General features: G+C 69.5%; 5 protein-coding genes. 1 reads left to right on the top strand and 4 read right to left on the bottom strand.

The annotated features are described in order from the left end of the window. Positions 1-10: 10 nt before the first annotated feature. Complete coding sequence (locus tag AB0M56_RS02245) at positions 11-289, top strand: isochorismatase family protein (RefSeq protein WP_364170052.1); 279 nt, start codon at positions 11-13, stop codon at positions 287-289. A gap of 56 nt (positions 290-345) precedes the next feature. Here AB0M56_RS02245 and AB0M56_RS02240 read toward each other — a convergent pair whose 3' ends face one another. The 4 genes from AB0M56_RS02240 to AB0M56_RS02225 all read right to left on the bottom strand — a co-directional run bounded on the left by AB0M56_RS02240 (position 346) and on the right by AB0M56_RS02225 (position 24,729). Continuing rightward, positions 346-1,788, bottom strand: a complete 1,443-nt coding sequence (locus AB0M56_RS02240; protein ID WP_364170049.1) for an amino acid permease — start codon at positions 1,786-1,788, stop codon at positions 346-348. Between the two features lie 217 nt (positions 1,789-2,005). Beyond that, positions 2,006-2,908 carry an SDR family oxidoreductase gene (locus tag AB0M56_RS02235; RefSeq protein ID WP_364170047.1) on the bottom strand — a complete coding sequence of 301 codons (903 nt, stop codon included), beginning with the start codon at positions 2,906-2,908 and terminating at the stop codon, positions 2,006-2,008. Positions 2,909-2,927: 19 nt separating this feature from the next. Further along, positions 2,928-3,452, bottom strand: coding sequence for a type VII secretion system-associated protein (locus AB0M56_RS02230; RefSeq protein ID WP_364170044.1), 525 nt, complete (start codon positions 3,450-3,452; stop codon positions 2,928-2,930). Next, complete coding sequence (locus AB0M56_RS02225) at positions 3,442-24,729, bottom strand: TcdA/TcdB catalytic glycosyltransferase domain-containing protein (protein WP_364170041.1); 21,288 nt, start codon at positions 24,727-24,729, stop codon at positions 3,442-3,444. The genes AB0M56_RS02230 and AB0M56_RS02225 overlap by 11 nt, the downstream gene beginning before the upstream one ends. Positions 24,730-24,733 lie beyond the last annotated feature (4 nt).

Here is a 24,733-nt window from a genome sequence, read left to right as displayed (position 1 = left end):
TCGGCGAGCCGTGTCAGGTCCACTGTGGACGAGACCACGTTCGGCAGGTGGACGTCCGAACTCGCCGCCCTCGCAGGCGACGGCGGGCTCGGCGCTCGCGGGTGTCTCCACGAAATGCTGTGTCCTCTCCACCGAGTTGGCCGCCGCCGACGCGGGCGTGCCGGTGACCGTCGTCGCCGACGCGCACGCGGGCGTTTCCGACGAGACCCACGAACGAACGCTCGCAATCCCCCGGCTCTACGGCCCGCTCGTCGGCGTCGCCACAACCGACGAGGTGCTCACCAGGTAGCGACTGAGCCTCCGGCGGAGAAAACCGCGCCGAGGCCCAGGAGATCAGGCGCGAACCTAAGTCAGCTCGTCCTGCCGCTCCGCCGCGATCCGGCGGACGCGGCCGCGGACCCCGAGCCAGCCGGCGACCAGAACCAACGCCAGCACCGGAATGCTGTAGATCAGGATCCGGCCGGTCGTGCCGCCCCACCAGCTCATCGTGAGGACCAGCAAGAGGAACGCCAGCGTCACGTAGTTGGTGTACGGCGCGCCCGGCAGGCGGTACGAAGGCCTGGACATCTCGCCGCGCGCGGCCTTGCGAGTCATCGCCAGGTGGCAGATCACGATCATCGACCACATGCCGATGATGCCCAGCGCCGAGAACTCCAGCGCCACCTCGAAGGCCTCACCGGGCACCACCAAGTTGAGTACCACGCCGAGCACGTACACCGCCGCGGTCAGGAGCACGCCGCCGAAGGGGACGCCGCTCTTGCTCATCTTCGAGGTGAACTTCGGGGCCGAGCCGGCGATCGAGAGCGACCTCAGGATTCGCCCGGTGGAGTACAGGCCGGAGTTCACGCTGGACAGCGCCGCGGTGAGCACGATGACGTCCATGATGCCGCCGGCCGCGGGGATGCCGAGCTTCGAGAAGAACGTGACGAACGGGCTCTCCCCGCTCTTGTACGCCGTCCACGGCAGCACCATCACCAGCAGAAGCACAGAGCCCACGTAGAAGATGCCGATGCGCCAGGCGACGGAGTTGACCGCCTTCGGGATGACCTTGCGCGGGTTGGCGGTCTCGCCGGCGGTCACACCGACCATCTCGACGCCGGAATAGGCGAACACGACACCCTGCAGGATCAGCAACGCGGGCAGCACACCGGTCGGGAACAGGCCGCCATTGCCGGTGATCAGGCTCGGGCCGGTCACCACGCCGTCGACGGGCGTTCGGCTGATCAACACGAAGATCGCCACGACCATGAACACCACGAGCGCGAGTACCTTGATGGCGGCGAACCAGAACTCGAGTTCGCCGAACAGCTTCACCGAGACCATGTTCACCGCGAGGATCGCGAACAACGCGATGAGCGCGGGAATCCATTGCTGCAGGTCCGGCCAGAAGAACTGCGTGTACTTGGCCACCGCGGTCACGTCGGCGACGCCCGCCGTGGCCCAGTTCAGGAAGTACATCCAGCCGGCGAAGAACGCGGCTTTCTCGCCGAGGAATTCACGCGAATAGGACACAAAGGATCCGGAAGACGGCCGGTGCATCACCAGTTCGCCCATCGCACGGACCACGAAGAACGCGATGATCCCGGCCACCGCGTAGACGACGGCCAGCGCCGGACCGGTGCCGTGCAGGCGCGAGCCGGCGCCCAGAAACAGACCGGTCCCGATGGCGCCGCCGATCGCGATCATCTGGACCTGACGGTTCTTCAGTCCTTTGTGGTACCCGGCTTCCTCGTGCTTGAACGAGGTTTCCGGCGGCTCGGCGACCGCCGTCTGATCCGAGGGCGACATGTGATTCCCCTGTTCTGACAACAAAGTGCGTGTCGTGACGCAGGGTCGGCCGACCACTGTGTCGTGCCAGATCATGATGTGGTCGGACCGCATCCGGCCGCAACGGGAGCGGCGATAACTTAGGGTTGATTTGAGCTGCGAACCTCAAGCCATTCTCAAATGTGCCCGATAATGCCGAAATTCACGGACTCCCGTACCGGAAAACGCGAAACGCGTTTCATGCCCAGCTGTCCGGCTGCGAGCCGTCGACATCGGTGAAGCCGTACTCGCGCGCGAGCTCCGCCGAGCTCACCGACCGCTGGTTCCACCGCGCGCGCTCCGGGTCCGCGGCCAGCGCCGCCACCGCGCGGCCCACGTAGCGCGGCGACTCGGACTGCGCGAAGGGCGGCGGGGCAGTCGGAAGGCCGTCCGGGCGGTCAGGTTCCAAGGCGGCGCGCCAGTTTTCCTCGGTGACGCCGTAGTTGTCGAGCATCATCTCCGAACGCAGCCAGCCTGGTGTGATCGCGACGGCCGTGCCGCCGTGTGCCGCGAGCTCGTGGCCCTGCGAGAACGCGAGCCGGTTCACCGAGGCCTTCGCGAGGTCGTAGAACACGGAGATCCGGTACTGGGAAGCGTTGTACTCCAGCGTGCCGTCGGTGACTTCGACCAGGAGCCCGCCGGGTTGCGAAACGAGCAGCGGCAACAGGTAGTGCGAGGTCACGAGGTGCGTTTCCACGCCAAGGCGCAGGATCCGCAGGCCGTCGTCGAGGTCGTGCTCCCAGATCGGTGTGTTCCAGTCGGCCGGGCCGCCCTTGAGCCGCTCGGCGCCCCAGATGTCGTTGACCAGCACGTCGAGCCGGCCGTGTTCGCGGCGCACGCGTTCGGCCAGCACGCGCACCTGCTCGTGGTCGAGGTGGTCGACCTGACTGGGCACGCCGGTGCCGCCGAGGCTGGTGACGAGCGCGGCCGTCTCCTCGATCGTCTCGGGGCGGTCGTAGTCGGAATGGCCGTCGCGTTCCCAGCTGCTGCGGCCGGTGCAGATCACCGTCGCGCCGGCTTCGCCGAGGGCCGCCGCGATGCCGCGCCCGGCGCCGCGGGTCGCGCCGGCCACCAGAGCTACCCGGTTCCGGAGATCAGCCATCACCTCGAGTGTGACACGGTCAGCCGGCCAGCGCGTCCCGGACGGTGTCGGCCAGCAGACGGGTGCACCCTGGGGCGCCGGGGTTCAGCAGCAGGTCAACGCCGTTGTGAGCCTCGAGCAACGCGGGCAGGTCGCGCGCGGCGACGGGCAGCCAGCCGGCCGCGCGGACGCGGGTGCGGTGCACCGGGGCCGTGGTGGCGAGGACGCACGGGATGTTGTCCGGCGAAGGCGCCACCAGCGGCACGTCGTCCACATCCAGGGCGACCGACACAGTCGACTCCCGCAGGATCGCGGCGAGCTGGTCGGCTTCGGCGTCACCGCGGGCGACCAGGCGGAGCACGGCGTCGAGCGGGTCGCTCGGCGAGCCAGGACCCGAGGGTTCGTAGGCGGGGTTCGCCTCGAAGCGGCCGACCGCGCCGTCCTCACCGGCGAGCCAGCCACCCACGACGGCGGCCAGCGGCGGGGCCGCGACCTCAGCGCCGTCGTCGGTGGACGACGGCGCCCACGCCGGGTCGACGAGCAGCACCCACTGGTCATTCGCCATCGCCGGCGCCTCCTCCGCTCGCGTGCGGCTCGCCCACCGAGGCGAGGAAGGCGTCCTGCGCCTCACCCACCTTGGCCAGCATCACGTCCTGCTTCGCCGCCTGCTCCTTCATGCGCGCGGCGTACTGCCGGATGTGCTCGGCGGTGCGCCAGCGGTTCAGCCACGCCAGGCTGCTCAAGTGCAGGCGCCGCATCACCCACAGCGTGTCGCGGGTCCGCTCCACGCGCTGCTCGAACGTACCCGGCCCGCCGCGCCAGCCCTCCAGCGCGCCGCGCACGGCTTCCTTCAGCACGTCCGTCGCGAGCTTTTCCGAGGCGAACGCGCGAATCGCCGTGGCGAGGTCGCGGGCGTAGGACTCGGCGTCCGCGTGGCCCAGGATCTTGCGGAACTGGGCGAGGAGCAGGCCGTTGTCCAACGCGGCGTCGAGGGCGCCGTGGCGGTCGAGGACCTCGACGGCGTCGGCGGCCCGGCCGACGTCCGTGCCGTGGGCGACCTCGTTGGCCAGGTCCAGCAGCGCTTCCGCGGCACGGCCGGGCTTGGCGAGCAGGGTGTCGGCGACGCCGTGGAACTGCAGGAGCGTGTACTCCTCGGCCAGGCCCACGGCGACGGCGGTTTCGGCGGCGGACAGCGTGGACGGTGCCGCGTTCGCAGGCAGCGAGATCGTTGCCATGGCCTCGGCACCCGGGCCGGTGGTCACGATCGAGGCCGCCGCGTGCGGCGTGACCCCGGCCGGCGTCAGGTCCGCCAGCAAAGCCTGGACCTGCGCGGCGAACTGGACGCGCACGTCGTCCGGGCCGCTCACCTGGGCGCGAGGCGCCGGCAGTCCGTCGGCCGCGCGTTCCACTGTCGACTCCGCGATCCACCGCGCGACGGACTCGTCGAGCGGCAGCGACACCGGTTCGACGTCGAAGTCGCTCGCCGGGCCGGGCTGGGTGTTCAGGCGCACGGGCCGGGACACCGCGCCGCCGCGCCAGACGCCCTTGCCCGTCACCGTGAACCGCTCACGTGCCGACTCCGGCAGCCGGACCTGCTGCCAGCGTCCGTCGACGAGCCGGTGGTCGATCACGTTCCGCACGTCGACGTTGCGCGACGCCAGCTCCAGCGCCGCCGTCCACAGGAGATCAGGCTGCTCGTGGCGGGCCACGACGTCGGCGGCGGCCGTGAGGTCGAGCGCCGTCCCGCCCGAACGCAACGCGGTGACCGCGCCGCTGAGCAGCGCCAACGTGCCGGTGCGGTCGTCGAGACTCACCGGGCCGGCCGGGATCGACGGCCGGTACCACCAGCCGTGTTCGGCAGCCTGGCCGAGTTCGGCGATCGTGCGCCGGTCGTCTTCGGTCAGCGTGTGGTCACCGGAAACCAGGTAGGAGACGGCCGGGAAGGTGTCCACGACGTTGTCGGGCGACGGCGTGGGCGTGGCGTGCACCGGAAGGTCCATTCCGGACGATCGCACGTGCTGCGTGAACTCGTCCGCCAGTGCACCCGACGCGAGCACGAGCGTCGGCGGCCGGTCCGCCGCCTGCGTCAGCTCGGCACTGCCTTCGGGCAGGGTGTCGATCTTCGTGACCACGCCGGGGTTCGCACCGCGGTAGTCACTGAACGGCACCGAATCCGAGGAGTACGGCTGCCCGTCGACACCGCCGAACACGGCGGGAGCGGCCGATGAACCAAGCGAGAACTCCACCGCGGCACCCCGCACCGGCCGGAACGACACCGTGACACCCGAACCCTCGGCGACCCGGATCTTCACCGGCACCCGCGCCAGCAGGTCGCGATCACCCAGCTCACGCCCGAGGTGCCCGGCCAGCGCCCGCGCGGCCTCGCGTGCCTGCGCACGGTCGCCGCCGGTCACGTGGATCGCGGGCGGCTCACCGTCGACCGCCCGCAACGCCCGCGCCAGCTCCCGCGCGCCGATCTCCACTGGATTGTCCACATCGGACACCAACACGGCGTCGTCCGGGTTCCGCAGCGTAGCCCCGTGCTGGACCTCGCCCAGCGTGCGGTGCACCCGGTCGGAATTGATGTCGAGCAAAGCCCGCGCGGAAGCCGGCAGCCGCACGTCGTGGTCGGTCCCGGTGTAGGTGTGCTGGTCGGTCACCGTGCGCACGAGCGGCGCCAGGTCCGGGTCCGCCGCGAGGAACGCCAGCGCCGCGTCCCACACCAGGTCCGGGTCGGCGTGGCGGCGCACGGCAGGCTCGACCGCGGTCAGGTGCAGGTCACCGGCGCGGTTGTACAGCCCGCGCACCAGGCTTTGCACCACGTGCTGGGTCAGCTCCAGCGTCTCGTCGCGCCCCGACACCGGTCGCGCCCCCGCGGCCGGCGGCTTGAGCCAGCTGCCGTCGCTGTTCATCCGGATGTCGGTCATCTCAGGCAGTTCGAACGCCGACGGCAGACCGATGCGCCGTGCAGTGCCCGACAGCGCCGAGGGCCCGGTGCGAACGATGATCGAGTTGCGGTGCACGCGCCCCTGCGGCATTTGGAAGAACGCCGGCGGGAGGTCGTACGCCTCGGGCGGCAGGAGGTTGCGCTGCGTCTTGCCGTAGTTCTCGCGCACGACGTCGAGGTGCACGCGAGCGAACGGGTGCCCCTTGCTCATCGCGAACGCCGAGTTGGCCACGTTCATGCCGATGCGGTGCGTCGCGTAGCCCTCGCGCGAGGTCGCCGCGTGGAACAGGTCCTCAAGGCTTTCCACCACGTTGTCGCCGTCGGTGTAGAGGCCACCGAAGCGGTTCATCAGCTCCATGCGCAGGATGTCGCTGGCCGCCGCGTAGCCCGGACCGGTCAGCTTGCCGGTCTCGGAGTGGTAGAACTCGTTGAGCAGCATGGGGTTCTCGCTCGAGAACACCTCGTCGACGTTCACGAGCCGCACGTGGTGCTGCTGCGCCCAGTTCACGAAGTCGCGCACGTCGGCCAGCGGGTCGGGGCCTTCGGCCGGCGGCTCGGTTGTCAGCGCGAGCTCGATCTGCGAACGCGGGACGTCCGTCCACAGCACGGGCACGACACCGTCGTGCAGCCGCGCGGCCGCGCCGCCGAAGTTCTCGCGGAACGCACGCATCGTGCCGGCGTCGCGCAGCGGCCCGCCGAGCCAGATGGCGTGCATGAGCAGCGGCGTCGACGTGGTCTTTTCCAACGGCTCGACGTCGCCGGGCGCCCACGCGGACAGCCGGTCGTCGGCGCGCGTGTGCTCGATCGTCCAGTCCCTCAGGTCGGGCAGGTTCGCCGGGTCCGCGTGGTCGCGCAGCACCGGCACGCCCCGGGTCAGGTCAAGTGTGTCGAGCAGCGCGAGGCCCTGGCCCGCGGTGAGGTTCGAGTAGTCGTGGCCACGCAGGAAGCCGGGCGGCTCCGGCGCGCGGTAGAGGCCGAACAGGTCGGGGCCGAGCAGTGGCGCGCCGTCCGGCGCCGGTCCGTGGCCGGCCGAGGCCGCGCGCAGGTCCTGGGTGAGCTCGGCGGCGGAGGTGTACGGCGGCACCTCGTCGGGCGTGACCGTCGCCCGTAGGTACTCGTTGACCACGGCGGCGAGCAGCTCGGGATCCTCGTGCCGGCCGAGCAGCGCCTGCACCTCGTCGTCGGGCGCACGGTCGTAGACGGCGTTCACGACCTCGGCCGCCAGGTACAGCGTGCGGGCGCGGTCGGCGAGGCGGACCGGGCCTCCCGTGGCGGGAACCCGGGCGTAGCGCCAGTTCTTGAGCAACGCGTTCGTGAGCTCGTCGACCACGGCGTCCGCGTCGAGGGGACGGCCGAGCGTCTCCCAGTGCCCGCCGCGGACCACGGCGGTGAACGCGTCGTCGCGAGCGCCGAAGAGCGGGGCCGACGGTTCGTCGTCGGGGCTGTCGTCGCGGTGGTTGGCCAGCACGGAATCGGTGGCCGCGTGCACGATCGACGGCCCGCCACGGGCTTCGAGCGCCGCCTGGAAGTCGTGCGCGACCCCGCCGGGGCCGAGCCGCCGGGCCGCCGCGCACTGGAACAGCGTGACCGAATCCGGCTGCGCGTCGGTGAACTCGGGCGACGCCGTGACGATCTGGGCGAGCGTCTCGCCGTCGACGTAGACCTCGCGCCGCGTGCCGTCCGGGCCGGTCACGGCGACCCTCACGCGGTTTTCCTCGCCGTGGCCGGTGACGAGGAACGTGCGGACCTCGGCCAATTCGTCGGCCCACGGTGTGCGCACGGGGATGCCGCCGTCGCCGGGCCCGCGGCCGCGCAGGTCGTTCGCCGCGCCGGTGGCGAAGGCACGCATCTCGTCCGGATCGGCTTCGACCACCAGGTTCTCGCCCCGGGTCTGCCGCAGCCAGGTCTGAACCTTCGCGGCCTCCGCGGGGTCGAGGAACGTCAGCCCGCGCGCGGTGCCGGTGTGGTCGGTCAGCACGGTCGTGGTGACCGCGCCGGGCGCGAAGTCGATTGTCATGCCCGGTTCGCCGACAACCTCGCCGGTCAGGCGCGTGTGGTCGGCGTACACCAAGTGGTCGAACGCCAGGTCGCCGAAGCCGCGCTCGCCCAGCAGGCGCGTGACGTCGGCCTTGAAGTGGTCCACGCGGTCCGCGGGCACGGTGACCGCCGGCAGCGGCTCGCCGTCGAGGTGGTGCTCGGCGAGCGTCTCGGCGTAGTGCGCGGCGTCGGGCCGCGGGTGGGTGGTCTCGCGCGCCGGGCCTTCGGTCCACGCGGGGTTGAGCCGAGCGGGCCGGGCCAGCTCGTCGGTGCTCCAGGTGCCCTTGCCCGTCACCGTGATCAGGCCACGCGCCATCGGCGGCAGCGGCACGCGCGTCCACTCGCCGGTGTCCGGGTCGCGGCGGGCGTCGACCACGGTGTGTACCGGCGTGTTGCCCGAGGCCAGGTGGGTGAGCACGGCCGAGTAGACGACGTCGGGCCGCTCGTGGCGGGCCACGAGGTCGTGGACGTCGGTGAGCCGCAGCTCGCCGGTGCGGGCGGCGGTGTCGGCCAGCTGCCGCTCCACTGTGGACGCGAGCGCGAGCGTGCCGTCGTGGTCCGCCGGCGCGATCGGCCCGGCCGGCGGTTCGGTGCGGGGGTTGGTGTCGAGTTCGTGCACGAGGGCGACGATCGCCTCGTCACCCGGCTTGCCACCGAACGTCCGGAAGTGCCCGCCGTCCGTGACCGCGGTGAACGCGCCGGTGGAGCCGAGCGCCTTGCCCAGCGTCGCGGTGTCGCGACCGAACAGCGTGGGTTTCGTCGGCGCGTGCACCGTCGCCGGCCCACCGAGGTCGCTCAGCGCGCGCTGGAAGTCGTGGGCCACGCCGCCGGGACCGTCGGTTTGGCCGGTGCTGCACGCGATGAGCGTGACCGACGACTTGGGCCCGGCCTGCGCGAACGGCGCCGAGTTGGCGACGATCCGCGCGAACGTCGTGCCGTCCACCCGCACGGTCTGCCCGCCGACCAGCGTCAGCTTCACCGACTGTGGTTTGCCGTGGGCGAAGACGAAGAACGTGTCGCCGGTGTCGGTGCCCCACGGCGCGGGCGACTTCGCGGCCCAGTCACCGAATTGACGTCCGCCCAGGTCAGGCGTGGTTCCGTGGCGGCGAGCCTCGGCAACGACCGGGTCGAGCGTCTTCGACGTCACGCCCTCGTCGAGCGAAGAGACCTCACCGGAGTTGTCGGCAATCCAGTCGTGCTCGACCGCGGACGTCTGCTCCGCCGCCGGCAGGAACGACACCGCGACGACCTTGCCCGAGCGGTCCGTGACCTGATGCAGCTGAACGTCGTTGACGTCGAAGCCGTACGGCCGGTCCGCGTTGACGTCCCAGCCGGAGATCGTCGCGGGCCCAGTGTCGGGTGCGGTGTCCGGGGCCTCGACAACGTGCTCGGTCGAACGCGGGTCGAAACGGGACTCGACCTTCTTGGCCGGCCACAGGTGCGTGGCGAGCCGCCAGTCGACCTCTTCCTTGGCCTGCCACCACTTCTTGCGCGCCTCGTCGGCCTTCTCGCGCGCCTTCCGGACCTGGCGCAGCGCGTCTTCACGGCGGGAGGTGAAGTCGGAGTTGTCGTTTCGGTAGGAGTCGAGGACGTTGGCCAGCTGCTCCGCGCGGTCCTGCGCGTCCTGGCGGCGCCGCACGAGCGCGGGCTGCGCGGCGCGGATGTCGCGCACGCCCTGCTCCGCGCGGGCGACCTGGTCCAGCAGCTGCTGCCGCTCGGGCGAGCCCTCGTCGGTGACCGACGCCAGGGCCAGCGCCTGTTCCGGGACGTCCTGCAGCCGCGTGATCTCGGCGTTGCCCTCGCGCAGCTCACGCCCGGCGTCCTTGGCGTCGTTCTCCGCGTCGGCCAGGGCCTGGCGCAGCTCGCGCACGGGGTCGGCGTCGGTCTCGACGGCCAGCCCGTTCGCGTCCTTGGTCAACGTCTTGACGCTGTCGCGCTCGTCGAGCCAGCGGTCATCGGCTTCGTGCTGGGCCGTCTCCACGGCCTCCTCCGCCTTGCGCCAGTCCGAGGCCGCGTCCTTCACCGCGTCCTGTGCCTTGGTGATCGCGTCCGGCAGCGCTTCGCCCAGCAGCTTTTCGAGGTCCACATCGGACATGCGGACCAGGGCCGACGCCGGCACCTTCACCTCGACGGCCGCCGTGCGACCGCCACCGAGGTCGGCGACCACCCGGTACTCCACGTCGAACCCGACGAGCCCACTGCGGCCCTTCGGCTTCGCGACGGTGGACCGCTGTCCACCCGCGACAGTCGCCGTCGGATCGCTCATCGCGGCCGGGTTGCGGATGTCCGCGCCGCTCCACGAGTGCGAGTTGTCCTTCGGGTCGGTGACGCCGCCGACGCCGGGCAGGTACTGGTTCTCGCCGCTGAGCGCCTCCTTCGCCTCGCCCGTGAACGTGGCCGTGGTCTGGTCGGTGCGCTCCAGCTTCACGGTGTCACTCAGGGCCGTGAGGTCGGGCTTGACCAGGCGCGAGTAGACCTTCACGCTGCCGTGGCCGTTCTTGATCAGCGACGCTTCGTGGAGGTCGGGTGCGGCGAGCGGGCCGTCGAGCATGTTCGGCAGGTGGCCCTGCAGGATCTCGTTGGTCAGCGACGTGACCAGCGTGTTGTTGGCGCCGGTGCCCCGGCCGGTGAGGCCGTTGCCGGCGCCGGCGAGCCGCAGCGCGCGCTCGGCCCCGGCCTGCACGGCGGCAGACCCACGCACGCCCTCGGTGTGCGCCGACGGCGGCAGCTTGCCCACGCCTTGGGCCTGCCATTCGGCGAGCTTCTCGGGTGTCGCGTCGGCGGCGGTGAGCTCGGTCGTGCGCGGCTCGTGGGCCTTCAGCGCCTGGCCCTCGGTGCTGATCTTGTGGTCGTCGGCCGCGGAGCGCACGGTCACGTTCGCGTTCTGCGCGGTGACCGGGTAGGTCTTGCCGCCGCGCTGCACCACGAGCTCGAACTTCACCTTGTGGCGGTGGCGCACGGCAGGGCCGCTCTGCGAAGCCTTGGAGCCCTTGGTCGTCGCGGTGGCCGACACCGTCTGGTCGGTTTTCGTCTTCGAGCCGGACACGCCGAGTGTGAGACCCTCGTAGCCACTCACGTCCGGCTTGGTGTCGCTGAACAGGCCACGCCCTGCGCCGCGGAACTGGCCGCCGTAGGACGAGCCGTGGCCGGCGTTCTCCTTGTCCGTCACGGCGGCGCTCACGACGTGGTCGATCTCGCCGCCGTCGTGGACGACGTCGAGGAACTCGGTGTCGGTGATCGTCGCTTTCAGGAGCACCTGGTAGGTGTCGGTGGACAGCACGCCGGCGTCGTGCAGCAGCAGGGGCGCGCCACCGTCGAGCGCACTGTCCACAAGGGACGTGACGGCGTCGGGCGACGCGAGATCGAGCGTGCGCTGCAAGTTGGTCATGGAGTCGTCGAGCACCGATTTCGGCAGCAGCTTGTCGCCGGTGCGGCCCAGCGCGGCCCGGGCGTCGCGCACGAGCTGCGACAGGTCGGGCGCGTCCTCGACCACGGCAGCGCCCAGCGCGCTGGAGTCGCGGCCGACGAGCGCGGGCGGCGCCATTTTGCCCGGCGGCTCGGTGCGCGGCTCGACCTTCGGCAGCAGGCCCTGTTCGCGGGCCTGGTCCTCGGACATGCGCACGTACACCGCGCCGGGCAGCTTCACGTCGGCGCCGGCACGTGAGGTCGAGCCGTTGACCAGGCTCTCCTGGCGCGTCTCGGCGACCAGCCGCACGTCGGCGTCGTACTGCACGAGCACGGTGCGGCCCTTGGCATTGGCCCGATTGAGGTGGTCGACGCTCGCGCTGACCTCCTTCGAGCCGCCCGATGTGCGGGTCCACGGGCTCCACTTGGCCGACGCGTAGACCTGCCCCTGACCGTGGGCGGCGGCCATGCTGCCGTCCGGCCGGATGGTGACGCCGAGTTGCACGTTGCCCTCGAGCGCCTGCTTGTGCGTCTGCTCGAACGCGGCCTTCGCGCCACCGGCGAACGTGGTCTCGCTTCCGCCCGCGTCGGACGCCACGACGACCTTCGGGTTGCTGAGCGCCACGTTCATGCCGAGCCCGCCGACGCGGTCGGCCACGCGCCGTTCGTAGCGGAAGCCGCCGGCCCGCGCGCCCTGGCGCAGGAACTTCGGCAGGCCGCCGCGGAACGTCTCGGGCGAGAACATCCGGTCCACGCGCTTGCGGGCCTCGCCGCCGGACAGGCCGAGCACGCCGTCGCCGTCGGACGCGCGCTCCAGCTGGCGCAGGGCCTCGTCGCGCAGGGCCTCGGTGTTGGTGACCGCTTCGACGTGCAGAAACTTCGGCTGGTCGGGCTGGGGGCCGGCCAGCATGTCATCGATCGTCGGGGTGTCGTTCTTGTTCAGCACGGTGGTGCCGGGCTTGCCGGGCAGGAAGTCGCCGGGGTCCTTCTTCAGCGCCGAACCGTCGTTGACCCACAGGTCGACCTTGCCGGAGATCTTCGGCAGCGCCGGGTCTCCGGTCTTGGCCACAGTGGACACCTTGGGCGTCACGCGGAACGGCGAACCCGGCGTCAGGCGCTTCACCCACGGGCGGTTGCGGGTGTAGCTGGTGATCTCGACCTCGAACTCCACGTCGTGCTCGAACACTTGCGAGTCGGGGCTGCCGGAAAGGCTCGTGGTGGTCGTGACGGTGGGGCCGCCGGAGTTCTTCCAGCTGTACGCGTCGGAGTACTGGATCGGCACGACCGCGGGGCTGATGCTGGAGCTCGCGATCGCCGTGGGCTGCGGGATGACCATGCGGCCTTCCAGCCCGACCGACCAGCTCTTGTCCACAGTGGTCGCACTGCTCAGCGACGGCGCCGTGGCGACCGAGCCCTTGACCGAGCGCCCGGTGGCCTGCCCGAGGTGCCGACCCGGCGACAGCTTGGCCTTCACCGTGACGCTGATGTACTCGTCGGTGAACAGGCCGCGCCGCTTCAGCTGCACGGACACGCCGGGGCCGAGCAGAGTGTCCATTTTGGCCTTGAGTGCCGCGGGTGAGAACGTGGCCGTGAGCTTGCGCAGGTTGGCGAAGCGCTCCGCGATGTCGCGGCTGGAGCTCTTGTCGTCGGCCTGGAACTTGTCCCAGCGCGGCAGGAACTTCGCCATGCCGGGCCGGTCGCGAAGCGCGTTTTCGATTTGCGGCTGTACCTTCGCGGCCGGCGTGAACGAGCCGGTGCGCACGTGGCCCGCGGCGGCGGCCGCGGCGAGGTAGGGCGGCTCGTAGCGCTTGCCGACGTCGGTGAGCTTCTCGCGCGTGTCCGCCGGCACGGGCAGGCCTTGGGCCTTCGCCTCGGGCAGCCCCATGCGGACGTACGCGGTCGCCTCGACGGTCTCGACCTCACCGGCCGAGGTGACGACGTCGACGTCCACCTTCACCTTGTAGATCCCGATGTCGCCCTTGGCTTCCACCGTGTTCTTCGCCGTGACGCTGGTGCCGCCCATCGCCGTCTCGGTGACCTTCGACGAGACGGACCCGCTGACGCCGACGAGGCCACCGACCTTGCCCGGCAGGTAAGAGCCACCGCCGACGGTCACGGACAGGTCCATTCCGGACTTCGACGCCGCCGCCGTCGCCCCGCCGTTCACCGACGAGTCGTTGAACCGCAGCTCGCTGTCCCCCGGCACCACGCCGACGAGCTCGACGTCCTTCGGCCGCGCCTGCAGCTGCACGGCGTCGCGGTGGCTGCCGTGGGGGCTGAGCAGGTCGCTGGACACGACCGGGCCGCCCTGCAACGCCGTACCGAGGACACCCCGGATCCCACCGCCGCTGACGAACTCGCGCAACGCCTGGCGCCCGGGCGCCCCGAACTTCGTGACCGAGGGGTGCAGCCGCTTGGCCACCTTGTCGAACAGTGCCTGCTCGTCGAGCAGCACGGCTTCGGGCGCGAGCAGCTCGATGTTCTCGGCCCAGCCGGGCTTCGGGTCACCCTTGGCCTCGGCGTCCGGCTCGAGGTTGCCGAGGTCCTGCGACCACAGCAGCGAAACCTTGCCGTCCACAGTGGACCCGGTGAGCCCGCCGACCTGGTCGGTGACGGTGATCGAGTACTTCACGTTGACGTCGGCACCGTCCACGTCGCCGGCCGAGCGCACCACCCGCTGCTCGGTGCCCGTGACGGTGGACGTGTGCGTCTGCGCCGCCGTCGCGAGCTGCACCATGGGCGCGACCGACACGTAGGCGCCGGGCGGGATCAGCGCGAAGTACGACGTGCCCACGGTCCGCGCGATCGTGTCGTTCTGGCCTTGGGCGTGCGTGGCCTGCGTCTGGTCGTTGACGTCGCTGATCGTGGCGTGCGGCTGCTTCGCGATCTCGTCGGCCTGCACCGCGTCCAGGTCGAGCTCGGCCCGCACGTGGACCTCGTACCATTTCTCCCCGACGCGCACCATGGACTTGCGGCCCGGTCCGAGGAACGACTCGAAGGCGGCGCTGTCGAGCGTGCCGGTGATGGCGTCGATGCCCACCGGGTCCGGCGGGTTCCTGCGGGAGTCGAGTGACGTGACCAGGCGCTTGATGGTGTCGCCGACCTGCTTCACGCCCTGCGGGTTCATCGGCACGAGTGAGCCGAGGGCCTCGCCCTTCTTGGCGTACTCGGGCAGCCGGTCGGTGAGCGAGCGGGTGTCGGGCACCGGATCGTCGTCGGCGACGGTGACAACGCGTTCCTGCTCTTCCTGCTCCCGCCGCACGTCGTCGTCGAAGAGCTGCTTGAGCTCGTCGTACTTCTGCGCGTAGTCCGGGTCGTACTCGAAGCGGTGGCCACCGTCCGTGGTGACGAGCGGGCCGTTCTTCCGCTCCTCCTTGATCCCCGACAGGGCCGACTTGGCGCCGAAGGCCTCGACCTTGCCATTGTGGACGAAGTGGCTGTCGGCGAAGTACGACGAGAAATCGGCCTGGTAGTACTGGTGGAACTCGTCGAACAGCTTCTTCACGTCGGTGGCCCGCACCGGCCCGCCGCCGGGCCGGCCGACGTCCTTCGCGAGGTTCTCGATGAAATCGTGCACCTGCTGGGCGCTGACGTCCTTGCCGCGGAAGTAGAAGCCGAACGGGTCGGCGTCCACCATTTCGCGGGCGATGCGGAAATCGCGGGCGGAGTTCCACAGGCCTTCGTGGCGGTTCATCTGCTCGACGGCGCCGCGGTGCTCCGGCTCGTTGTCGTGCTGCTCCTGCCCGGCGCCGTACTGGTTCTTGGAGTTCAGCTTCTCCATGTCGTGGAACAGGATCGCCTTGGCCAGCGTCTCGCGGGGCACGAACCGGTCGGCGTCGTGTTCGCCTCGGGTGAGGCGCAGGTACTGGTTGAGCACCATCTGGGCGTGTTCCCCGAAGGTGTTCGGGTTCGTCTTGGTCCCGGTGCGGTAGCGGTTGTGCTTGCCCTCGGCCTTCACGACCTCGTTGAACTTGCGCACGATCGACTCGTGGGCGTCTGGCGTGCTGCCGTCCGGCCGGCTGTCGAGCCGGGTGACGAGGTGGTCGAGGATCCGCTGGGCACCGCGGTGGTCGTCGTCGGTCTTCGCGAGCTCGTCGCCGATCACTGTGTCAAGGCCGCGGCCGATGTCCTGGTGCCGGCCGAACTCACCGGCCGGGTGGAACTGCGTGTGGCCGCGGGTCGCGCCCTGCGACCAGGCGCCGTACTCGTTGTCGAACGTCTTCGAGTCGACCTGCTTGGTGGCCGGGTCATAGGCGTTCTCGCGGGTGTTGAAGTCGACCTTCACGCGCTTCTCGTCGGTGGCGATAGCCGCGCCGATCTCCGCCTGAGTGGCGTAGTCGGGCACCTTCGCCATGAACGCGTCGGCGTCTTCCTGCGTCACGGGCTTGAACGTGATGCCCTTGACCGTCTCGGGGTTGAGCACCCTCGCGGCTTCGTCGGCGAGGGCCTCGCGCTGCGCGGTGGTGGTGAACTTGAGCACGGGGTCCTTGTCCATGCTCGTGCGCAACTTGGCCGCCGCGTCCTGCAGGCCGTTCTCGAACACTTCCTGCAGCTGCTTCGAGTCGAGGCCGACGAGGTGCTGCGTCGTCACTTCGGAGACGGCGTCGGGCAGTACGCCGTCGGACAGGCGCTGCTTCACGGTCTCCCGGTCGAACCCGAGGCCGGAATCCCTCGCGTCCTGGGCCAGGTCGGCGTTCTTCAGAGCGGCCGAGACCTCGGCCGCGACGGCGTCGGCGCGGTTGCCGGCGAAGTAGTTCTTCTTCGCACCCTCGTTGTCCGCGAACCCTTGCTCGACCTTGTCGCTGAACTTCCCGTCGGTGACGGTGAACTGCTGCTTCACGGCGTTTTCGACGGCCGTGGTCAGCTTCTGCTTGAAGCCGTCGATCCCGCGATTCGCGCCCAGGGAATCGAGCGTCGTGGTCACCAGCTGGTCGGCCGTGTTCTTGGCGATGGCGGCCACGAGCTCCTCGTTCGCCATCACCTCGCGCATCTTGGCGATCGTCTCGATCTTGGCGTCGGGCGAGACGAACTTGGTGACCGGGTTTGTGTGCAGTGCCCGGAACTCCTTGTTGACGACGTCCTTGAGGATGCCGCCGAGGTTCTTCGCGGCCGTCAGGACCTCATCGCGAACCTTGATGCCGTCGAGCGCAACCGTGCCCGGGCCTTGGTCGAGCTTCTCGCCGAGCGTGCGGCCGATCCCGTCGGTGAGCTGCTTGACGACCGAACCGGACGGGCCCCGGGTGTTGAGGAAGACGTTGAGGTCCTGTCGGCGCTGCTCGACGGTGCTCGGCGGGGCCTGCTTCCCACCGTCCTTGCCGGGCTTCTCCTTGTCACTGGGGATCGAGTCGGAGTGCGGTGTGAAGTACGCGTCCCAGGATTTCCCGCCCTTCAGTTCCTGGTGCGTGTGGTAGAGGTCCGAGAGCTTCGTGGCCAGCGCCCGCAGGTCCTGCGGGTCGTTGCGGAAGTACTTGCGGTCCTGGCCCTTGTCGGTCGTCCAGCCGAACCACGGGTCGTTGTCCTTGCCCAGCGCGTCGGACTGGAAATCGGGCGGCAGGCCGAGCCGCGAGTAGAGGTCGGCGATGTCCTCCTGGCGGCCGGCCAGCTCGGAGTGGTCGTAGGTCTGGTTGGCGGAGTAGGTGACGAGCGAACCTTTGAGCGCGGCGTCGCGCATGGCGGTGAAGTGCTCGCCGCGCAGGCCGAACTGGTTGACATCACCGGTCTGGTCCACGTTCATGGCGAGCTTGTTGTCCGGCAGCCCCTCGACTGTCGCTTCGCGGCTGACCTTGGTGAACGTGTCGAGCGGCACCAGGAACGAACGCAGCACCGGCTGCATGCCCGGCTGGAAGTTCGGGTCGGTCTCGTACTTCGACGTCCACTGCACCGCGCGCATGGGCCGTCCGCCGCCGACCCAGAAGATGTCGGCCTTGCCGGCGCCGCCGAAGACGTTGACGTTGCCCTCGTCGTCCTGGTGCACATCCTTGAACGATCCGGGCTTCGCCGGGTTGAGCACCGCGGTGTACATCCGCACGTACTGCTCACCGCGGATCGTCTCGATCTCGAACTCGCCGCGGTTGAGGACCTTGCGCTTCTCGCGGTCGAACGTGTTGGCCGCGAGGTCCTTCTTCGTCAGCACGACCGACGGGCCGGGGTAGCTGACGTTCTGGCGTCCGATGTGGACGTTTTCCTTCGTACCGAGGTAGCTGTCCTTGCCGTCCACTTCGGCCTTGGCGATGTGGACCGGGCGGCCGGTTTCGGGGCCGTGGCTGGTCCAGCTGCCGTTCTGTTCCAGGACGTGGACGCGGAGGTTGGCGGCGCGGGCGATGGCGTCGAGGTCGGTGTCGGTGTTGGCGCGAAGGTTCGTGGTGATGCGCTGGTGTTCCCTGGGCGCGTCCTGCGAGATGCTCGCGATGACGGCGCGGCGGAAGTTGTCGGGACCTTCGTGGCCGCCGACGTAGACGCCCTCGATGCCGTGGGTGCCGAGCATCGTGCCCTGCGCGGGGCGCAGGACGTCACGGGGGATCACCGTGCTGTGCTGCACGGTGAGGGTTTTGCCGTTGATGTCGACCGTGGTGCTCGGCGCTTCGGTCGGGGTGTGAAGGTTCGGGTGGTCCGAAGTGGACTCGGTGGCGCGTTGCGGCGGCTGGTACGGGCGGTTCGGCTTCGCGTCCGGGTCGCCGAGGTGGTGGTCGTGGATCACGGCCTGGTTCGAGATGTCCTCGATCTTGGCCAGGTTGTCGTCCGTGAGCGACGTGTCGGACCAGGCATCGCGGCCCATCACGCCGGGCTGGTCGGTGCGGTTGAACAGCAGCGTGTCGTTCCGGTAGCCCTCGCCGAGGCCGAGGAAGTGCATGACCTCGTGGGTGAGGCCGGTGGGGTTGTCGTTGACGTCCCAGTTGGTCTGGTTGGTGCGAGGCGCTTTGGGGTCCACAGCGGTGTCGTGAATGTTGACCGGGACGCTGCGTGCCGGGTCCGAGGTCCAGTTGTCGTCGGCGGGGTCGACGGTGTTGTTGGCGCGGGCGTCGACGGTGACGTGGAGCTGGTCACCGTTGGGCAGGCGGTAGTGCTGGTTGACGGTGTTGTCGAGGTGGGTCTGCAGGTCCTGCGCGAGCTGAGTTCGCTGGTCGATCGAGACGGAGTTCGACGACGACGTGAGGTCCAGCGGCACGGTGAACTCGCGCACCCAGTTGCCGGGTGAGGTCTCGAAGCGGCGCACGTCGTAGCGGATGTGCATCACGGCGCCTTCGAGCTGGCCGTCCTTCAGGCCGTCGCGGTTGCCGGAGAACTGTTGCGCGATCGCCTTCTTCGGGTCGAACCGCTCCAGCACGAGCCGTGACGACGGCGCCGTGTCGCGCCGGTTGCCCCAGTCCTTGGGACCGGGGAGATCCTTGGGCGACTGCCCGGGGTTCGGCTGGTTGTTGTCACCGTGCGGCTTCGGCGGCGCACCCGAGGGCGAGAACGGCGCCGGCGGACGGCCGTTGACCATCATGTTCGTGACGGTCTCGAGCAGATTCTCGAGGTGCTCGGTCGGGTCCCCCACTAGCTGCGCGGCGGTGATCTGCTGCGCGACGTGGTTGGCGATCGCCGGCAGGTCCTGGTCGCCGACCTGACGCCAGCCCCACGACTTCGGGTCGTTGCCGACGTGCAGCCCGTAAACGGTGAGCACGGCGGCGCGGTTCTGGTTGAGCTGTTCGACCTGCTGGTTGAGGCGGTCGAGGCGCCGGTTGAGGAACTCGCGCTGCTGGTTGCGCTCGGCCTGGTCGCGGATCATCGAGTCCGTCTTCAGGCGGTTGGGCAGCTGGTCCTTGACGTTCTTGAGGCCCTGCAGGTCTTTGGTGACGTCGTCGATCGAGGTCTGCAGGTTCTTCAGGTGGCCGTCGAGACCGCCTTCGGAGAGGGCGATCTTGTCGTACTTGAGGATCTTCTGGACCTCGGGGAGGCGCATGGGGTCGTCGAGGTAGAGGGTGTGGAGCGCGTTGAGGCCCGAGCGGTCCATGCCGTAGAGGGAGGACTCGAAGACTTCGCGTTCGAGGTCGGGGCCGAGGTCGGCGGGGGTTGGGTCCTGGTTGTTGTCCGGGCTCTGGTCCTGAGTGGAGTCTTGGTTGTTGTCCTGGCTCGAGTGTTGGTCTATGTCCTGGTTGACGTGCTGGTCCTGGTAAGTGTCCGTTGTGGACTTCGTGCCGGGCGTGGGACCTTCCACCGGCCTGATGTCCGGTGTGGACTCCGGGTTCGGGTTCCGGTTGGCCGCGAGTGCCGCCTTTTCCGCCGCCGCCTTGGCTTTACCCTCCGTGGTCAACGTCTCCAGGTGCTGCATGTTGTTGAAGATGCGCGCACTGCGGGAGATGCGGATGCCGTAGTCGGGGTTCTTGATCAGGTCGATCTTGCGCTGCAGATCCGACAGGTGGTCCTCGGTCTGGCTGATCTCCTGGTCGAGCTGGGCGCGGTAGTCGGCGTTCTCCTTCGTGTCGAGGTGGTTGAGGAGGCTCCACAGGCCCGTGTCGAGCGCGACGTTCTTCTGGTCCTCGCGCAGGCTTGCCAGGCTGTCGGCGGTCTGCTCGGCGAGGTTCTCGAAGTGCTGGGTGCCGGTGACCGGAATGTTGTTCACGAGCTGGCGCACGGTCGGCTCGTCCTGCACGCGCTGCTGCAGCGTCTTCAGGTGCGTGGTGTCGAAGCCGGCCTTGGTGGCGGCGTCGATCTGCTGGTTGAGGTGCGTGTCGAGCGACTTGAGCTGGTTGGGCCGCAGCCGGGCGAGGTTGTCGGCGTCGGGGCCGTCGACGTGCTGGTCGAGCAGGTACAGGTTGTCGAGGGTCCGCTTGTCGGCCGCCAGCAGCAGGATGCGGCTCGTGAGCTCCTCCTGCATCTGCTCGAGACTGGTGATCAGCTGTTCGCGCTGGTCGCGCGTGTCCTGGTCTTCACCGAGGAAGCGCTTGGCCAGGGTGTTGCCCTCGGCCTTGAGGTCGCCGATGCGGGTGGTGACGTCGTTTCGCTTGTCCCGCAACGCCTTCGTGAACTCGTTCGGGCCGCCACGGTAGGCCACGGCCTGCTTGAGGCGCAGGATGCGTTTGGCGCCTTCGAGGAAGTCTTTGTTGAGGTCGTTGGTCAGGACGTCGGAGTTGCCTTGGACCAGCGCCTGCCGCATGCGTTCGAACCGCGCGGCGGGATCGTTGACGTCGTTGTCACGCTGGTTCGTCGCGAGGTCCACCACGATGTCGCGCACCTGGTCGGCGTCGAGGTCGCTCAGCGCCGCCTCGAACCCGCGCACCATCTCCCGCCGCGACGGCCCACCCAGCGCCCCGAACTGCCCGTCCTGGTTGCGAACGCGCACCTCGGGATTGTTCTCACTCCCGTAGCGCGACGTGTGATCCGGCCCGCCCCGCTCCACGATCAACCGCACGTCCAACGCATGCGCCACCGCCTGCGGCAACCGCTTCCCGACGACAGAGTCATGCCACGACGGCGTCCGCAGCCCCTTGACGACCAGGTCCGCGGACGTCGGCAGCTCGCCGTTCTCGTTGACCTCGGTCGTGATGTGGTCCAGCACCTGACGGTCGCCGTCGGACAGCTTGCCGCTCACCGCAGTGCGCACATCCTGCCACCGCTTGCCCGACGGCCCGGCCAAGTCCTGCGACACGGCCTTGCGCCAGCTGCGAATGTGCGTCGCGTCATCGGCGTCTTTGTTTTCCGGCTCCAGGTCCGGCGCTATGTCCTTGAGCTGACGGGAGTCGAGGTTCTTGACCGCCCAGTCGCCGAGGCCGTTGGGCTTGAGCGAGGTGAAGTCGAAGTTGCCGGGGTTCTCGGTGACCTTGGTGATGAGCGAGTCGGTCGCGGCTTTGATGTCGGCCTTGGTGAGGAAGGGTTTCGCACTGTCCACTTTGGCGGATTGGACGTGTGCGCTGCGGAGTGCCGCTTCGACCAGGCCGGTGTCGCGGGTGTTCGGGTCCGTCTTGGCGGGGCCCTGCTTGCTGGGCGCTTCGGCGGGGGTGTGGCGGTTGCGGCGGGGGGTGGGGTTGGTGGCTGGGTCCTGGTTGGCGGCTGGGTCCTGGTTGGCGGCTGGGTTCTGATTGGTGTTGGTCTCGGGGTTGGTGTTGGTGTTGGTCTTGGTGTCCGAATCCGGCGTGGGGTCGGACCTGATGTCAGTGGCCGAGTCCTCCTTGGAGTCGGCGTTTGTGTCGGTCGTCAGGTTCGAGTTCGGCTCGGTCTTGACATCACTCGCCGAGTCGACAGCGGTCTCGGACTTGGTGTCTGTGGCCAGATCCTGCTTCGGGTCGACATTGATGTCGGTAGCCGAGTCGGAGTCGGTCTCGGTCTTGATGTCCGGCGTCGGGGTCGGTGAGGTCTTCAACGAGGTTGGCGCTGGGGTCGGCGAGACGTTCGGGTTCGTCGCCAGGTTCGGGTTCGGCGAGAGGTTCTCGCTCGACTTGGGAGCCGGTGAGGTGTTTTCGGCCGGAGTGGGCGAGGGCGAAGTGTTCCCGGCCCGATTCGCCGATGGAGAAGTGTTCTCGGACGGAGTCGGCGAGCGCGAAGTGTTCTGGTTCGGCGCCGGCGTGGGGGTGAGGTTTTGGGGTGCCGGCGTCGGGGAGGTGTTCGCCTGGGCGGCCGGGGTGGGGTTCGGGTCGTCGGAGCTGGTCTTGGCGTTCGGGCCGGTGGAGAGGTTCCCCGGGGTCTGATCGGGTCCCGAAGTCGACTTGACGCCACCGACGCTGCCGGCCACCGGAGGCGGCACCGACTTGGTCGCGCTTGGGTCGGAGGTCGTGTTCAGGCTGGTCTTGGTGTTCCCGGTGGATTTCGGGTTCGTGTTGGTGTTGGTGCCGGTGTTGTTGTTTGAGCCTGTGTTGGTGCCGGAGGCGGTGTTCGGGCCATTGCCGGTGTTGCTGTTCGAACTCGCGTTGGTGCCCGAGGTGGTGTTCGGACCGGTACTGGCGTCGGCATTCGAACCCGTGTTGGTGTTCGGACCGGCGCCGATGTTGCTGTTCGAACCCGCAGTGCCTGAGGTGTTGTTCGGGCCCGTGCCGGTGTTGATGTTCGGACCCGCGGTGGTGCCGGCGGTGTTGTTTGGCCCACTGGTGATGTTGTTGTTCGAACTTGTGTTGCCCGAGGTCGCGTTCGGAATGGTGTTGATGTTGCTGTTCGAACTCACGTTGGTGCCCGAGGTGTTCGAGCCTGTGCCGGTGTTGGTGGTGTTGGGGCCGGTGGTGGTGTTCGGGGTCTGGGTGGCACTGCCGTTGGTGGGGGTGTTGGGCGGAGCGCCGGTGTTCTGGTTGCCGCCGAAGCCGGGGAGGCCGGGGTCGTTCTGGGTGGCCGAGTGGTCGCCGGCGGTGGAGGGCGGTGGGGTGGCTGTGTGGCCGGTGTCGGAGTTGACGCCGCCCGGGCCCGAGGGCGGCGGCACCGGGCTGCCGGTGTTGACCGAGTTCGGCGCTGATGGCGGCGGTACCGAAGTGTCGCCGGTGTTGGTGCCGGAGCCGTTCGCGCCGGTGTTGTTTGTGCCGCTGTTGGTGTTGCCGGTCTCCGTGTTTCCCGGGCCAGTGTTGGTGTTGCCGGTTCCAGTGTTGGTGGAGCCGGTGTTACCCGTGCCGGTGTTCATGTTACCCGTGCCGGTGTTGCCCACACCCGAGTTGGTGTTGCCAGTGCCCGTGTTGCTTGCGCCGGTGTTCGGGTTGCCGTTGAGGCCGCCGGTGGAGCCGGTGTTTCCGGTGCCGGTGTTGCTGTTGGCGCCGGAGTTGTCGCCGCTGGTGTTTGCGGCTCCGGTGTTGCCGGCCGGGCCGGTGTTGCCGGTGCTGGTGTTTGTGTTGCCTGAGCTGGAGTTGCCGCCGCTCGTGTTGCCGGTGTTGCCGGCGCTGACGTTGCCAGTGTTGCTCCCACCGGCGTTGCCGCCATCGGCATTTCCGGTATTACCTGCACCCGTGTTACCGGTGTTACCGGCGCCCGTGACACCGCCACCAGGGTTGCCGGTGCCACCGGCCCCGGCGTTGCCGGTGTTTCCTGCACCCGCGTTGCCGGAACTGCCGGCGCCCGTGTTGCCCGTGTTGCCGCCACCTGCGTTGCCGGTGTTTCCTGCACCCGCGTTGCCGGAACTGCCGGCGCCCGTGTTGCCGCCACCTGTGTTGCCCGCGCCGGCGTTTCCCGCGTTCCCAGTCCCAGTCCCAGTGTTGCCAGCGCCCGAGTTCGCGCCGCTGCCGGTGTTCGCGCCGCCGGTTGCGCCGTTGCTCGAGTTGGTTCCGCCGGTTGTGCCGCCGCTGGTGTTCGCGCCACCGGTGTTCGCGCCGCCAGTGTTGCCGCCGGTGTTGCCGCCGGCGGTGTTGTTGCCGGAGCCGGAGTTGGCGCCGCCCGTGTCGCCGGAGCCGGAGTTGGCGCCGCCGCCCGAGTTGGCGACAGAGCCGTTGTTGCCACCAGCGCCGGCAGAGCCGCCAGAGCCAACCGAGCCGTCGTTGCCGCCAGAGCCGCCGGAGGCACCAGAGCCGTTGCCGCCAGAACCGCCGGCAGCCGGGGGCGGAGGCGGAGGCACCGACAGGTTCTCCAAACCCGGATTCCCGCTGATCCCGCCCAGATCCCCCGGACCGTTCGGGCCTTTGGCCGTCGGGCCGTCGCCGCCGGCGTTCAGTTTGTCGTGGAGGGATTGGCCGGCGTGGTGGGCGCCGTGGGAGGCGGCGCCGGAGAGGCCGCCGTTGAGGGCGCCCCAGCCGAGGCTGTCGGTGTCGCCGCCGAAGATGGCGGCGCCGGCGCCGCCGACGACGACTTCGGTGGTGGCCTCGTTGGCGGCGGCGCCCCAGACGTTCTTGCCGAACTTGGTGCCGAACTTGTTGTCGAACTTGTTCATGGCGCCGTGGAAATTGTGGGCGAACGCGCCGCCGATGCCGCCCAGGACGCCGGACTGCATGATGGCCTTGCCGTCGAGGCCGTGGCGGTTGCCTTGCGCGATCTGGATGACCTGCGCGAGCATCTCTTCCGCGATCTCTTCCGCTGCCTCCTCCGCGGCGGCCTCCGCGAGGTGCGTCGCGAGGTTCATCAGGCGCTGCATGAGCGTCCGCTCGATCTCCACGATGGCGGTGCGCCCCGCCGCGAAGATCTCCGGCACCAGCGGCATCGTGAACGGGTTCGACATCGCCCAGATGATGTCGGCGGCCGTGATCGCGATGGCGATCAACATGCTGTACTTGGACTTCTCGACGTCGAGCGCCTGCGCCCGCAACGCCTGCGCCTGGCCCTGCGCGGCCGCGATGAAGTCCGTGCCCATCGTGCCGAGGTTGTTGGCGAAGTCGACGAAGTTCTTCTGCACGTCGCCGCCGACGTTCGCGGCCACGCGGCCCGCGATCTGGTTGAAGCCGGTGCCCGCTTCGGCCACGCGCCGGGCAACGTCGTCCCACTCGTCGGCCAGCGCGCGCATGGCGTCCTCGTCGCCCTGCGGCCAGGCGTCACCCGCGATGATGTAGAAGATCCAGTTCAGGCTCGGATCCACCATCAGG

Origin of the sequence: Amycolatopsis sp. NPDC051372 (assembly GCF_040682095.1) — a bacterium.
Classification (GTDB): domain Bacteria; phylum Actinomycetota; class Actinomycetes; order Mycobacteriales; family Pseudonocardiaceae; genus Amycolatopsis.
Note: the sequence above shows the minus strand (reverse complement) of the source record. Positions and strands in the feature narration are given on the sequence as shown.